The sequence below is a fragment of the Pseudomonas sp. FW305-70 genome (assembly GCF_058783925.1).
Map to the genome: position 1 here is coordinate 31,215 of NZ_JBYSYZ010000021.1, position 16,166 is coordinate 47,380.

General features: G+C 65.1%; 3 protein-coding genes. All 3 read left to right on the forward strand.

The window, feature by feature from the left end; genetic code table 11:
- Positions 1-48 precede the first annotated feature (48 nt).
- The 3 genes from AC3WN7_RS16845 to AC3WN7_RS16855 are packed head-to-tail and all read left to right on the forward strand — an operon-like array spanning position 49 to position 16,021.
- The gene (locus AC3WN7_RS16845; RefSeq protein ID WP_102674334.1) at positions 49-1,107 is read left to right on the forward strand and encodes a TauD/TfdA family dioxygenase; all 1,059 of its coding nucleotides are present in this window, start codon (positions 49-51) and stop codon (positions 1,105-1,107) included.
- 11 nt (positions 1,108-1,118) lie between these two features.
- Positions 1,119-4,217 carry a non-ribosomal peptide synthetase gene (locus AC3WN7_RS16850; RefSeq protein WP_102674335.1) on the forward strand — a complete coding sequence of 1,033 codons (3,099 nt, stop codon included), beginning with the start codon at positions 1,119-1,121 and terminating at the stop codon, positions 4,215-4,217.
- The gene (locus AC3WN7_RS16855) at positions 4,214-16,021 is read left to right on the forward strand and encodes a non-ribosomal peptide synthetase (protein ID WP_102674336.1); all 11,808 of its coding nucleotides are present in this window, start codon (positions 4,214-4,216) and stop codon (positions 16,019-16,021) included. Before AC3WN7_RS16850 ends, AC3WN7_RS16855 begins: the two co-directional genes overlap by 4 nt.
- Positions 16,022-16,166 lie beyond the last annotated feature (145 nt).

The following is a 16,166-nucleotide window of genomic DNA, read 5'->3' on the forward strand; positions in this document are numbered from 1 at the left end:
GGCGACGGCGTCCTTTAGCGCCGCCGTCAACATTTTCTGGAGGGGTTTATGACCGTTTCAACGACCAAGTCCATTCCCAAGATGGGTCGTGGTGCCCGCAAAAGCCTGTCCACCGATCCGACGCGGCTGGTGAGTTTTGCGCCGATGTTCGAAGGCCACAGCATGCCGCTGGTGTGCCGTCCGGCCGTGTCCGGCGTGAACCTGGTGGAATGGGCGAGCCAGAATCGCGCGCTGATCGAAAGCAAGCTGCTGGAGCACGCGGTGATCCTGTTCCGTGGCTTCCAGGTGGCCGATATCGGCGAGTTCAACCGCTGCGTCGATGCGATATCCGGCGGTGCGCTGGAGTACCTGTTCCGCGCCTCGCCCCGCACCCAGATCACCGGTCAGTTCAAGATCTACAGCTCCACCGATTACCCGGCGCCGGAGAAAATCTTCCCGCACAACGAACACTCGTATTCGCCGGTGTTCCCGCGTCACCTGTATTTCTACTGCGACACCCCGTCGGCCACCGGCGGCGAAACACCGTTCGGCGATACCCGCCGGATCCTCGCGCGGATCGACCCGGCGGTGCGCGAAGAATTTGCCCGTAAACGCATCATGTACGTGCGCAACTACGGCGACGGCATGGGGCTGCCGTGGCAGACCGTGTTCCAGAGCGAGGACCGCGCGGAGGTCGAAGCCTACTGCGCCAAAATCGGTATCCAGACCGAGTGGAAGTCCGGCAACCGCCTGCGCACCCGGCAGAACGGTCCGGCCATCGTGCGCCACCCGCTGAGCGGCGAGCGCATCTGGTTCAACCACGGCACCTTCTTCAACGCGCTGACCCTGCCGGACAGCATCCGCGACAACCTGCTGCGTGAGTTCGGCCCGCAAGACCTGCCGCAGAACACCTTCTTCGGCGATGGCTCACCGATTCCCGACGACGTGATTCGCCACCTGCAAGGCATCTACCGCGAGGTGATGGTCGAGTTCGCCTGGGAGAAGGGCGACGTGGTCCTGCTCGACAACATCCTCAGCGTGCATGCGCGCAACGAATTCACCGGTTTCAGAAAAATCCTCACGGCCATGGCCATCGCGCAGAAAAGCGCCGACCTGGATCAGGAATAAGGACACCCGACATGAACACCACCGCCCTCGAACCTTCGGTAGACGTCTTCCAGACTTCGGCCCAGCAGGCCTTTTATTTGCGCGTCCAGGAACTGGGTGCCCAGCCGCTGTTCGCCGCCCTGACATTGCCGGTCGCCAGGCCGGTGGATGCCCGGGCGTTACGGGCGGCGCTGGAGACACTGGGCCGGCGTCACGAAACCCTGCGCACGGTGTACCGCCGCCTGCCGGGCATGAAGTGGCCGGTGCAGAGCCTGTGCGAGGCGCTGCCACTGACAGTGCTGGGCGACCAGCCTTCGGTGGCCGAGGCCTTGAGCCGCAGCCGTGAAGTCCTGGTTGAAGATTCGAATCAAGTGCTGGTGGTGGCACAGGTCGAGGGCGGAGCAGGGCAATCCATCGTCACTCTGCTGACCCCGGCGTGCAGCTTCGACGAGGCCTCGCTGCGGGTGCTGTCGGCTGAACTCGCCAGTCTGTTGCGCGGCGAAACCCTGGTCGAAGACGAGGACGCGCTGCAATACCTGGACTACAGCGCGTGGCAGGAAACGCTGCGCGAAGAAGACATCGGCCACCAGGGCGCCGCGTTCTGGCGCAACCTGCAACAGCAGTTCGTCGTGGGCCATCGCTTGCCCTTCGAAAAAGCGCTCGATGTCACCTTGGTTCGTCGTCAGGCCACCTTGATTGACGCCCCATGGTTGGCTGGGGTGCAACGGGCTGCTGTTGAAGCGGGCGTTGAGCCGGAGCAATTGGCGCTGTTGCTGTGGACCGCGTTCGTTGCACGCATCGGCCAGCAGGAAAAACTGCTGATGGGCTGGCAGGTGGACGGTCGCAACGAGCAGACCGCCACCACCCTCGGCCGGTTCGCCCGGCGTCTGCCGGTGGCCTTCGAGCACCGTAGCCAGCAGACACTGGCGCAAGCCTTGGCAGCCTTTGTGGCCAGCGTTGAGCAGTCGTTGTCCTGGCTCGACTGCCTCAACGAGTTCGAACTGAGCGCCGAAGGCACGGCGCCGCTGCGTTACGGTTTCGTCTATCAAGCCGCCCCTGAAGCCGGTATCGAGGTGGACGACGCCAACCCCGAAGTCTTGCGCCTGCGTGTCCAGGACGAGCAGTTGCAGCTGTCGTGTCTCGACGGTGCGCTGCCGGAGTCGATGCTGGCCGAATGGCTGGAGCAGTTTGTCGAGTTCAGCCGTCAATTGCTGGCATCGCCCGAGCTGAGCCTGGCTCAGGCGAGTCTGGTCAATGCTGCACAACTGACCCGCCTGATCGAGGGCTTCAACCCGAACGCCACCGGCCAGGCCTTGCCGTGCCGTTTCCTGCAAGAGCTGTTCAGCGAGCAGGCACGCCAGCATCCGCAACGCATCGCCCTGAGTATCAACGGTCAGCGCCTGACCTATGCCGAGCTGGATGCGCGCGCTAACCAGGTGGCCAATACCTTGCGCGCCCAAGGCGTGGCGGCAGATGAAATCGTGGCGGTCTACGGCCAGCGCTCGCTGGAAATCGTCATTGCCTTGTTGGGTACGCTCAAGGCCGGCGGTGCGTACTTGCCGCTGGACCCGAACTACCCGATCGAGCGCCTGGCGTTCATGCTCGCCGATACCGGCGCGCGCCAGGTGCTGGCCTGTCAGCCGCTGCCGGACGCATTGCGTCATGAGCGGATAATGTCCCTGATGCCCGGGGCCGAGGTCTGGGCCGCCGCGCAAACCGAACCTGCGCCTCAGGGCGACAGCGCCAACCTGGCCTACGTCATCTACACCTCCGGCTCCACCGGCCAACCCAAGGGCGTGATGATCAGCCATGCCAACGCCGTGGCCTCGACCCTGGCGCGCACTGGGTTTTATCGCCAGCCGCTGCGCGCGTTCCTGATGCTCTCGTCGTTCTCCTTCGACAGCTCCGTGGCCGGGGTGTTTTGGGCGCTGGGGCAGGGCGCGACCCTGTGCCTGCCGGACGAGGACAGCTACAAGGATCCGGCGCAACTGGCGGCGCTGATCCGGCGCGAAGAGATTTCCCACTACCTGACTCTGCCGTCCTACCACGCACAGATTCTCGAACACCTCGATCAGCAGACCCTGGCCTGCGTCATCGTTGCCGGCGAAGCCTGCAGCAACGCCCTGGTGCAGCGACATCGCGAGGCAGTGCCGGGGGTGGCACTGGTCAACGAATACGGCCCGACCGAAGGCACCGTGTGGTGCTCGGCCTGGGAATTGCCGCTCGGTCAGGACGCCGACAGTATCCCGATCGGCCAGCCGATTGCCGGCCTGCGCATTCACGTGCTCGGCCCGGACCTGCAACCGCTGGCTGTGGGCGTCGAGGGTGAACTCTACGTCGGCGGTGCCGGCATTGCCCGGGGTTACTTGCAGCGTGCCACGCTGACGGCCGAACGTTTTGTCCCCGACCTGTTCGCGAACGCGGCGGGCCAACGCCTGTACCGCACCGGTGACCTGGCGCGCTATCGCGCCGATGGCGTGCTGGAGTATCTGGGCCGGGTCGATCACCAGGTGAAAATCCGCGGCTTCCGCATCGAACTGGGCGAAATCGAAGCGGCCATGCGCAGCGCGCCGGGCATCGAGGACGCCGCCGTCATCGCCCGGGAAACCCCGACCGGCCCGCAACTGCTGGGCTTCGTGGTGTCCCCGGCCGACACCGCCGACATCCGCCTCAACGAATTGCGCAGCCATCTGGGGCAGGCGCTGCCCGAGCACATGCAGCCGGCGCGCTTGCAGGTGCTGGAACGTTTCCCGCTGATGCCCAACGGCAAGCTCAATCGCCAGGCCTTGCTCGATCTCGATGTGCGCCGCAGCGCCTTCGTCGCGCCGCGCAACGACCTGGAAAAAACCCTGGCGGCGACCTGGGCCGAAGCGCTGCACGTCGAGCGCGTCGGCGTGCACGACAGCTTCTTCGAACTCGGCGGGCACTCGCTGCTGGCCACGCGCATTCGCGCGCGGATTCAGGACGAACTGAACCTGGCGATCCCGCTCAAGCTGTTTTTCGACGGCGATACCCTGGAACGCCTGGCGGCGCAGATCGAGCAGTTCCGCCAGCAAAGTGAACACAAAGACAACGATGTAGACGCCCTCGAAGCGTTGTTCGACGAAGTGGATGAGGAACACGCGCGATGAGTGCTGCACCGGACAGAATGATGACCCTGGCCCAGCGTTTCTGCGGCTTGAGCGCGGACGCCCGGCGTGCGTTGCAACAAAAGATGCACGCTCAGGGGCTAACCCTGGAGTTGCTGCCGATCCCGCCACGGGACCGCGCCGTCGACACGCTGCCGGCGTCCTACGCGCAGCAGCGCTTGTGGTTCCTCTGGCAGATGCAGCCCCAGGCCACGGCCTACAACCTGACCGGTGCCTTCCGCCTCAATGGCGAGCTGAACCGCGATGCATTGGCGCAGACCCTGGCGTCACTGGTGCAACGTCATGAGGTGTTGCGCACCACGTTCGTCTTCGATGAACAGCAAGTGCTGCAGCACATCCACCCGCAGATGGACACCCCGCTGGTCGAAGTCACTGCCGCCGACGACATCGAACTGCAACGCCAGATCGCCCTCAACGCCGAGCAGCCGTTCGACCTGCAGCACGGCCCGTTGATGCGCTGCCGCTTGATCCGCCTCGATGCCCGGCAACATGTGCTGGTGCTGACCTTCCATCACATCGTCACCGATGGCGGCTCGCTGCCGATCCTGTTGCAGGAATTCACCCGGGTCTACGGGCAGTTGAGTGCCGGGCAGGCCGTGCAGCTAGCGGAACCGGGCATTCAATACGCCGACTTCGCCCGCTGGCAGCGCCTGTGGCTGGAGGCCGGCGAAGCCGAGCGTCAGCTCGATTACTGGCGCGAACAGCTGGGCAATGAACACCCGCCACTGAAGCTGCCGACCGACCGCCGTCGCCCGGCGATCCCGAGCCAGCAGGGCGCCAGCGTCGAGCTGAAAATCCCCGCTGCGTTGACCGCGCAACTGCGCGAGCTGGCCCGCCGCGAAGGCTGCACCCTGTTCATGCTGCTGATGGCAGCACTGCAGACGCTGTTGCATCGCTACAGTGGCGAGCAGGACATTCGCGTCGGCGTGCCGATTGCCAACCGTACCCGCCAGGATGTGGAAAACCTGCTGGGCTTTTTCGTCAACACCCAGGTGCTGCGCAGCCAGCCCCGGGCCGACCAGCTGTTCGTGCAATTGCTGGCCGAGGTCAAGACCGCGGCGCTCGGCGCGCAGGCCCATCAGGACCTGCCGTTCGAGCAACTGGTCGATGGCCTGGGCGTGGAGCGCAGCCTGAGCCACACGCCGCTGTTCCAGGTGATGTTCAACCACCAGCGCGACAGTGGCGACCCGCAACGTTGGGACTTGCCGGGCCTGAGTGTCGAACCGCTGATCTGGGAGGAAAAGACCACCAAGTTCGACCTGATGCTCGACACCGTCGAAAGCGACGAGGGCATCCACGCGTCGTTCGTCTACGCCACCGAACTGTTCGACGCCGCGACCATCGAGCGTCTCGGCCGCCACTGGCTGAACCTGTTGCAGGCCATCTGCAGCGATGCCGGTGTGGCCTTGGCCGACCTGAGCATGCTCGACGCTGCCGAACAGCAGGCCACCTTGCTGGACTGGAATCGCAGCGCCGAAATCAACGCGCCAGAAACTGCGAATACCCTGTGTGCCCATCAACTGATCGAAGCCCAGGCCGCCGCGCATCCGCACAACATTGCCGTGTCTTGCGAGGGCATCACCCTCACTTACGCCGAACTGAACAGTCGCGCCAACCGCATTGCCCATCGTCTGCGCGAACGCGGGGTCGGTCCGGACGTGTTGGTGGGCATCGCCCTGGAGCGCTCGCTGGAGATGATCGTCAGCCTGCTGGCGATCCTCAAGGCCGGTGGCGCCTATGTGCCGCTGGACCCGGATTACCCGCAGGATCGCCTGGCCTACATGCTCGCCGACAGCGGTACGCGCCTGTTGCTGACCGATTCGGCGCTGATGCCACGCCTGCCGTTGAACGAAGGCATTGAAGTGATCTGCCTCGATCACGCCAGCGACTGGCTCGATGAGGCCAGCGCCGACAACCTGCCGAACCTGACCAGCCCACAGAATCTGGCTTACGTCATCTACACCTCCGGTTCCACCGGCAAACCCAAGGGCACGCTGCTGCCCCACAGCAATCTGACCCGCCTGTTCAGCGCCACCGGGCACTGGTTCGGTTTCAATGCGGACGACGTCTGGAGCCTGTTCCATTCCTATGCCTTCGACTTTTCCGTATGGGAAATCTTTGGCGCGCTGTTCTACGGCGGCAAGCTGGTGGTGGTGCCGCACGCGGTCAGCCGCTCCCCGGAAGACTTCGCCCGCTTGCTCTGTGATGAAGGCGTCACGGTACTGAACCAGACCCCCTCGGCCTTCCGTCAGTTGATGCCGTTCGCCTGTGCCAACGCACCAGGCATGGCCCTGCGTTACGTGGTGTTTGGTGGCGAGGCGCTGGATGTGGCCAGCCAGCGGCCGTGGTACGACGCTTTCGACGACCGGCAGCCATTGCTGATCAACATGTACGGCATCACCGAAACCACGGTGCACGTGACCTACCGCCCGCTGTCCCGCGCCGACCTCGATGGCGCCAACAGCTCGCCCCTGGGCGAGCCGATCGCCGACCTGCGCTGGTACGTGCTCGACCCGCGCCTGAACCCGGTGGCCAAGGGCTGCGTCGGTGAGCTGTACGTCGGCGGTGCCGGTCTGGCCCGGGGTTATCACCAGCGTGCCGACCTGACCGCCACGCGCTTTGTGCCGGACCTGTTCGCCGCTGAGCCGGGCGCACGCCTGTATCGCACCGGCGACCTGGCGCGTTACTGCGCCGATGGCAGCATCGAGTACGCCGGGCGTATCGACCATCAAGTGAAGATCCGTGGCTTTCGCATCGAATTGGGGGAAATCCAGGACCGCCTGCAAAGCCATCCGGCCATTGAGCAAGCGCTGGTCCTGGCACCGCAGGTCAACGGCAGCCAGCAACTGGTGGCGTGGTTCACCGCTACCAGCGACGACAAGGATTTGCGCCAGTCCCTGCGCGAGTATTTGCAGGGCGGTCTGCCGGACTACATGGTGCCGGCGCACCTGATCAGACTCGAGCACTGGCCGCTGACCAGCAACGGCAAGCTGGATCGCAACGCACTGCCCAAGCCTGATGCGGCGCTGGCGCAGCACGCTTACACGGCGCCGATGGATGAGCTGCAAAGCGAGCTGGCGGCGATCTGGCAAGACGTGCTCAAGCTTGAGCGCGTAGGCATCGACGACAACTTTTTCGAACTGGGTGGCGATTCGATCATCTCGATCCAGGTGGTCAGCCGCGCGCGTCAGGCCGGGATTCGCATCACCCCGCGCGACCTGTTCCAGCACCAGACCGTGCAGAGCCTGGCGAAGGTCGCTGTGCGCAGCGCCGGGCTGGTCATCGATCAGGGGCCGGTGCGCGGTGACGTGTTGCTGACGCCTATCCAGCACTGGTTCTTTGAACAACACATCGAGGCCCGTCATCACTGGAACCAGTCGGTATTGCTGGAACTGCGCGAGCCGCTGGACAGCAGCTGCCTGCAACAGGGGCTGGCGGCGTTGCTGGAACATCACGATGCGTTGCGCCTGCGTTTGCATCAGGTCGATGGCGTCTGGCAACAGGCGCAAGCAGAACAATGGAGCAGCGCCGAGGTACTGTGGCAGCGCCAAGCCGCCGATGCCGATGAACTGCTTGAACTGTGCAACGCCGCACAGGCGAGCCTGAATTTGCAGGACGGCCCGCTGTTGCGTGCCTTGCTGGTGGACATGGGCACGGCAGGCCAGCGCCTGTTGCTGGTGGTGCATCACCTGGCGGTGGACGGCGTTTCCTGGCGTCTGCTGCTCGAAGACCTGCAAGCCGCCTACGCTCAGGCACGTCGGGCCGAGCCGCTGCGCCTGCCGGCCAAGACCAGCGCCTATCAGGCCTGGGCTGCACGTTTGCAACGCCATGCGCAAAGCCCGGCGCTGGCGCAGCAAGCCGCTTACTGGCAAGCCCAATACCAGGACGTTGCGGTGCAACTGCCGGCGGATAACCCGCAAGGCAGCCTGGCCAGCCGGCACGCCGTCAGCGTGGAAACCGTGCTCGACAGCACCTTGACCCGCCAACTGCTGCAAGACGCCCCCGCGGCTTACCGCACCCAGGTCAACGATCTGTTGCTGACGGCACTGGCGCGGGTGCTGGGCCAGTGGACCGGTCAATCGTCGACCCTGGTCAAACTGGAAGGCCACGGCCGCGAAGACCTGTTCGATGACATCGACCTGACCCGTACCCTGGGCTGGTTCACCTCGATTTTCCCGGTCAAGCTCACCCCGGCCGACGACCTGGCCGCGAGCATCAAGGCGGTCAAGGAACAGCTGCGCGCCGTGCCCGACAAAGGCATCGGCTTCGGCATCCTGCGCTATCTGGCCGACGTTGGCCTTGAGGCTCTGCCATCACCCCAGGTCACCTTCAACTACATGGGCCAGTTCGACGCCAGCTTTGACGAGCAGGCGCCGTGGCGCCCGGCGAAGGAAAGCGGCGGTGCCGAACAGGGCGCCTCGGCCGGGCTGGACCGGGGCCTGAGTATCAACGGCCAGGTCTACGCCGGCCAACTGCGCTTGAGCTGGACCTTCAGTAGCGACCTGTTCAAAGCGCAAACCGTACAGCACCTGGCCGATGCCTATGCCATGGAGTTGCAACGGCTGATCGAACATTGCCTGAGCGGTGCCGGTGGCCTGACCCCGAGCGACGTACCGCTGGTGCGCGTCGATCAGGCGCAGCTCGATGCCTTGCCGTTGGCAGCCAGCGGCATCGAAGACATCCTGCCGCTATCACCGATGCAGCAAGGCATGTTGTTCCACAGCCTGTTCGCCCCGGATGCCGGTGCCTACGTGCCGCAGATGCGCGTGGATGTACAGGGGCTGGACGTCGAGGCGTTCCGCAATGCCTGGCAGCAGACGCTGGCGCGCCATGAAGTGCTGCGCGCGGCGTTCTTCAGCGAAAGCAATGGCTCGCGGCCGCTGCAAGTGATCCTGGCCGAAGCCACGCTGCCGATGAGCCTGCTCGACTGGCGCGACCGGCCTGATCTGCCGCAAGCACTGGAGCGACTGGCCGAGGACGATCGCCTGCGCGGTTTCGACCTGACGGCGGCACCGCTGCTGCGGCTGACCCTGGTGCAGACTGCCCATGACAGCCATCACCTGATCTTCACCAACCACCACATCCTGCTGGACGGCTGGAGCACCTCGCAGTTGTTCGGCGAAGTGCTGCAGCGGTATTGCGGAATCATGCCCGCGCCGAGCGTCGGTCGTTATCGCGATTACATGGGCTGGCTGGGCACCCGTGACCGCGCTGCGTGCGAGGCGTTCTGGCTGGAGCAATTGCAGGCGTTCACCGAGCCGACGCGACTGGCCGGTGCCTTTCCGGGTCCGGTTGCAGGGCAGGGCAGCGGTCATCGCACGCTGAACCTCAGTCTGGACAGCGCGGCCACCGAGCGCCTGAGCGGTTTCGCCCGCCAGGCCCGCGTCACGCCCAACACCCTGCTGCAAGCCGCCTGGCTGTTGATATTGCAGCGCTACACCGGCCAGTCGACGGTGGCGTTCGGCGCCACGGTGTCGGGGCGTCCGAGTGAACTGCAAGGCATCGAGCAGCAGATCGGGTTGTTCATCAACACCTTGCCGGTGATCGCCACGCCGCACCCCGAGCGCACGGTCAGCCAATGGATCGATGAAGTCCAGGCGCTCAACCTCAGGTTGCGCGAAGTCGAGTACACGCCGCTGGCGGACGTGCAGCGCTGGGCCGGTCATTCCGGCGAGGCGCTGTTCGACACCCTGCTGGTGTTCGAAAACTACCCGGTGGCGCAAGCGTTGGAGGAGGGCAACAGCAGCGCGCTGAAATTCTCCGGCATCCGTCACCACGACCAGACCAGTTTCCCGCTGGCCATTGCCGCCGAGCTGGGCGAATGCCTGGACCTGCGTTTCAACTACGACACGGCGCTGTTCAGTGCCGAAGCCATCGAAGGTTTGAGCACTCGGCTGGTGGCGTTGCTCGATGCCATGGTTTGCGCGCCGCAACAGCCCTTGGGGCGCTTGAGCCTGCTCGATGCCGCGCAAACGGCGCAGCAGGTCGAAGGCTTCAACCGCACGGTGCAGGACTGGGCGGATGTGCGCCCGGTCTACCAGTGCTTCGAAGCCCAGGTGCTGCAGACTCCGGAGGCTCCGGCCCTGGTGTTTGCCGGCCGGACCCTGAGTTATCGCCAGCTCAATCAACAGGCCAACCGACTGGCGCACCTGTTGCGCCGCCAGGGTGTGGGCGCCGAAGTGTTGGTGGGCATCGCTGCCGAGCGTTCACTGGATCTGGTGATCGGCTTGCTGGCGATCATGAAGGCCGGTGGCGCCTACGTGCCGCTGGACCCGGACTACCCGCGTGAACGCCTGGAGCACATGTTCGACGACAGTGGCGTGCACCTGCTGCTGACCCAGCGGCATCTGCTTGAGCAGTTGCCGATCCCGGCCGCCACCACGGCGATCTGCCTGGACGACATGGCGCCGTTGCTCGAAGGGCTGAGCGACGAAAACCTGCCCGGCGTGGTCGAGCTGCAATCGCTGGCCTACATGATCTACACCTCGGGCTCCACCGGCAAACCCAAGGGCGCGGCCAACCGTCACGATGCCTTGTACAACCGCCTGGCGTGGATGCAGGGCGCCTATCCGCTGGACGGGCGCGACACCGTCTTGCAGAAAACCCCGTTCAGTTTCGACGTGTCGGTCTGGGAGTTCTTCTGGCCGCTGATGACCGGCGCACGGCTGGCCGTGGCCGAACCGGGGGCCCATCGCGATCCGGCGCAACTGGTCAGCCTGATCGAGCAGTACCGGGTCAGCACCCTGCATTTCGTGCCGTCGATGTTGCAGGCGTTTGTCCAGGGCGAAGGCTTCGAGCGTTGCGCCAGCCTGCGGCAGATCATGTGCAGCGGCGAAGCCTTGTCGGCAGACTTGCAGCACAGCCTGTTCCGCGTCCTGCCGGACGTCGGCCTGTACAACCTGTACGGCCCGACCGAAGCGGCGATCGACGTAACCCACTGGACCTGTGTCGATGACGGCGGGTTCAGCGTGCCGATCGGTTATCCGATTGCCAACCTGGTGACCTACATCCTCGACGACAGCCTGCAACCGCAGGTGCAGGGGTGTGTGGGCGAGCTGTACCTGGGCGGCATCGGCCTTGCCCGTGGTTACCACAACCGTGCGGACCTGACCGCCGAGCGCTTCGTCGCCAGCCCGTTCGGTGAGCAGGGCGAACGCCTGTATCGCACCGGCGATCTGGCACGCTACCGCGAGGACGGCGTGATCGAATACGTCGGCCGCATCGACCATCAAGTGAAGATCCGCGGCTTGCGCATCGAACTGGGGGAAATCGAAGCCTGCCTGCTGGAGCATCCACAGGTGCGCGAAGCCGTGGTGATTGCCCTGGATGTCGGCAAGTCCAGGCAATTGGTGGCTTACGTCGTCGGTCATGCCGACCTTGAGCCACTCAAGCAACACCTGCGCAACGCGCTGCCAGAGCACATGCAGCCAAGCCACATACTGTTGCTCGATCAGTTGCCGGTGACACCCAACGGCAAGCTCGACCGCCGCGCATTGCCGCAGCCGGACCAGCAGGTTCGCGAGTACGTGGCGCCGCGCAACGACGTGGAGTCGAAGTTGCAAGCGGTGTGGCAGGCGTTGTTCGAAGTGCCGCAAGTGGGCGTTTTCGACAACTTCTTCGAACTGGGCGGCGATTCCATCGTCTCGATCCAGGCCGTCAGCCGCGCGCGCAAGGCCGGGTTGAGCATTTCGCCCAAGGATGTGTTCAGCCATCCGACCCTCGCCGAACTGGCGACGGTCGCCCAACCGGTCGCGGCAGATCAAACCGTGCCGACTGTGGTTGCACCGACAGCAAAAATCGAACTGAGTGAAGCGCAATTTCAGGCGCTGGAACTGACAGCGGACGAAGTCGAAGACGTTTATCCGCTGTCGCCGATGCAGCAAGGCATGCTCTTCCACTCGGTGCAGGACGGCGATTCGGGGCTGTACGTCAACCAGATCGAAGTGGGCGTGCGCGGCGTGGATGGCGCGCGCTTCCGCGAAGCCTGGGCCGATGCTGCCCAACGTCACGGGATTCTGCGCACTGCCTTCCTCTGGGAAGGTGACAAGGAGCCGCTGCAAGTGGTGCGGCGCGATGCGCCTGCGCTGTTGACCGAGCTGGACTGGCGCGAGCTGGATGATCAGCCTGAACGCGTCCGCCAACTGGCCCTGGAGGAGCGCGAACGCGGCTTCTCGCTCAATCGCGCGCCCTTGTTGCGCCTGTTGCTGGTGCGTCTGGAAGACGACCGCTATCGTCTGATCTGGACCTACCACCACATCCTCATGGACGGCTGGAGCGTGTCGCGCCTGATCGGTGAAGTGCTGCGCCATTACAGCGGCGATGAGCACGAGCCGGTGGCCGCCTATCGCGACTACATCGACTGGCTCGGCCAGCAAGTCGCCGAGGCCAGCGAGGCGTTCTGGAAAGGCAAACTCGCCAACCTCGAAGGCTCCACGCACCTGGCCCGCGCCTTGCCGGTCAAGGCGCCGCAAGCGGGTTACCACGCGATCTACACGCACCTCAGTGCCGGGCAGACCGCGCGTTTGCAGGCCTTTGCCCAGCAACAGCAGGTGACGCTCAACACCTTGGTGCAAGCCGCCTGGTTGCTGCTGTTGCAGCGCTACACCGGCCAGCGCACGGTGACGTTCGGCGCCACCGTGTCCGGGCGCCCGGAAACCCTCAACGGCTCCGAGAACATGCTCGGGCTGTTCATCAACACCTTGCCGGTGGTCAACAGCGTGCCGACCGAGGCCAGCGTCGGTGACTGGCTGCGCGAGATCCAGGCCTGCAACCTCGACATCCGCGACTTCCAGCAAACCCCGCTGAGCGATATCCAGCGCTGGGCCGGGCAGGGCGGGCAGTCGTTGTTCGACAGCATCATCGTCTTCGAAAACCAGCCGGTGGACCGCACCCTGCGCGAATGGAACGGCGACTCGCTGCGCTTCGAAGACGTGTCCGACTTCGGCCTGACCAGCTTCGCCATGGACCTGATGGTCAGCCTCGACGAGGGGCTGCGCATCGAGTACATGCACCAGCGCGACCAGTTCGATCTGGCGACCGTCGAAACCCTGCGCGGCCACATGGAAAGCCTGATGCAGCGCCTGTGCGACGACGCCGGGCGTGCCGTCGGCGAACTGGGCCTGCTGACCCTGGACGAAGGCCGGGCGCTGGACGGCGAACTGCAAGTGGTGGCGGACGGTGACGAGACACCCGTGCACGAGCTGATCCGTCAGCGTGCGCGACTGCAACCGGATCACACGGCGCTGGTGCTCAGTTATGCCGACCGTGACGCCGAGCACCTGAGCTACGCGGAGATGGACCGGCGCTCCGATGCGTTGGCGGTGCATCTGCTGGAACAAGGCGTGCAGGCCGAAGACGTGATCGGTGTGTTCATGGAGCGTTCGCTGGAGCTGGTGGTGTCGCTGCTGGCGGTGATGAAGTGTGGCGCCGCCTACGTGCCGCTGGACCCGCAATACCCCCAGGAACGCCTGCGCTACATGATGGCCGACAGCGACATGCGCCTGCTGCTGACCCAGGAACGGCTGCGCGACACGGCGCAGTTGAATCCGGGCACGGCGATGGTCGCGGTGGACCGATTGAACCTCGACGTCGAGGTGCCGGCACCGCAACGTGCTGTGCACGCCGAGCAACTGGCCTACCTGATCTACACCTCCGGTTCGACCGGCAAACCGAAGAGCGTCGCCGTCGCCCACGGCCCCCTGAGCATGCACGTACAGGCCATCGCCGAGCTGTACGAAATGGACCCGGGCAATCGCGAACTGCACTTCATGTCGTTCGCTTTCGATGGCGCCCATGAACGCTGGATCACCGCGCTGATCAGCGGCTCGACCCTGGTCATTCGTGACAACAGTCTATGGACCGCCGAGCAGACCCTGGCCGTGCTGCACCGCCAGCGCATCAGCGTCGCCTGCTTCCCGCCGGCGTACCTGCTGCAACTGGCCGAGCACGCCGAACTGCAGGGCGGTGATCCGCCGCCGGTGCGCATCTACTGCTTCGGTGGCGATGCGGTGCCGGACGCCACGTTCGAGCGGGTCAAGCACACACTCAAGCCGCAATACCTGGTCAACGGCTACGGCCCGACGGAAACGGTGGTCACGCCGCTGCTGTGGAAGATCGCCGCCGACGGCCACTGCCAGGCAATGTACGCGCCGATTGGCCAACGCGTCGGCAGCCGCAGCCTGCACGTGCTGGACATGGACCTCAACCCGCTGTCGGTGGGCATGGTCGGCGAGCTGTACATCGGCGGACGGGGTGTCGCGCGCGGCTACCATCGTCATCCGTGGCAGAGCGCCGAGCGCTTCGTCGCCGATCCGTTCAGCCCTGAAGGCGGGCGTTTGTACCGCACCGGTGACCTGGTGCGCCGTCGCGAAGATGGCGTGTTCGACTACGTCGGGCGCATCGACCATCAGGTCAAGGTGCGCGGCTTCCGCATCGAACTGGGCGAAATCGAAGCCCGCTTGCGCGAGCAGGCCGGGGTCAACGATGCGCTGGTGGTCGTGCGGGACAACGGCCAGGGGCCGCAACTGGTGGGCTATGTGGTGGCGGCGCAAGACGATGGCCTCGGCCCGCGTTGCCAGGCGGCATTGCGCGAAAGCCTGCCCGACTACATGGTGCCGACGCAGGTCGTGGTGCTGCCGCGCTTCCCGCTGACGCCCAACGGCAAGCTCGACCGCAAGGCCCTGCCGGATCCGGCCTTCAGCGGTCGCGACTACGTGGCCCCGCGCACGCCGCTGGAATGGGCGCTGGCGGACATCTGGCAACAGGTGCTGGGCATCGAGAAGGTCGGCATCACCGACAATTTCTTCGAGTTGGGCGGCGATTCGCTGCGCACCCTCAAGGTGATCTCGAAAGTGCGTGCGCTGAACGCGCCGGATTTCCAGATCAAGCTGCGCGACATGATGGCCAAGCCGACGATTGCCGGGTTGTCCGGTGTCGATGAGCAACCCGTGCGCCAGAGCCCGCAACCGCTGTTGCTGCTCAATCAGCTGGTGACGGATCAGCCGGCACTGTTCTGCCTGCACGCCGGTTTCGGCACGGTGTTCGACTACGAACCGTTGGCCCGGCGCCTGGACGGTGAGCGCACGGTGTACGGCGTGCAATGCCGGATGCTGCTCGACCGGCAGTGGCACGACACCTCGCTTTCGCAGATGGCCACCGACTACGTCGAGGCGATCCGCGCCCGACAACCCCAGGGGCCGTACCATGTGCTGGGCTGGTCGCTGGGCGGGGCCTTGGCGTTGCTGGTGAGTGAGCTGTTCGAACAGCAGGGCCAGCGTGTGGCGTTCGTCGGTCTGGTGGACAGCTTTGTACCGACCCAGGCCAATGCCGTTGCCAGTGCGGATGAGTGGCGTGTGGATCTGGCGGAGTTCCTTGGTGCAACCCTGGGCATGGATGGCGAGGTGATCGCCCGGGCGCTGAGTACCGAGGCGGCGGGGGACCACGATGCCGTGGCGCGGATCATTCGCGCGGTGATCGACAGCCAAAGCGATCAGGCCAGCGGTTACGCGCTGCTCGGTGCCGATGAACTGGCCCAGACGTTCATGGTCAGCACACGTTTGAAGGCGCTGTCGCGGCAGGTCGACACCCTGCCGATACCGCAAGCCGGGCTGCATTGCTGGTGGGCCGATGGCAACCCGACGGCCGAACGCGCCACGCTCGAACGCCAGCAACCGCGGCTGCGCCAGGTGCAAACGGTGACGGCCGGGCACTTCGATATCCTGCAGCAGGATGAGTGTCTGGATGCCGTGGTGGCGCTGCTTGGCCGGGAGGTGGTGCCGCAGATCTAAGCTGATAATTTGTGGCTAGGGGCTTCCCTGTGGTGAGGGGACTTGCCTGTGGCGAGGGAGCTTGCTCCCGCTCGGCTGCGAAGCAGTCGCAAACCCGAACAACGCGGTATGTCTGGCTAACCGCGATCACAGGTTTTGGGGCCGC

Coding starts and splice junctions, on each gene's coding strand:
- AC3WN7_RS16855 (WP_102674336.1), top strand. CDS start 4,214: ATGAGTGCTGCACCGGACAGAATGATGACCCTGGCCCAGCGTTTCTGC.
- AC3WN7_RS16850 (WP_102674335.1), top strand. CDS start 1,119: ATGAACACCACCGCCCTCGAACCTTCGGTAGACGTCTTCCAGACTTCG.
- AC3WN7_RS16845 (WP_102674334.1), top strand. CDS start 49: ATGACCGTTTCAACGACCAAGTCCATTCCCAAGATGGGTCGTGGTGCC.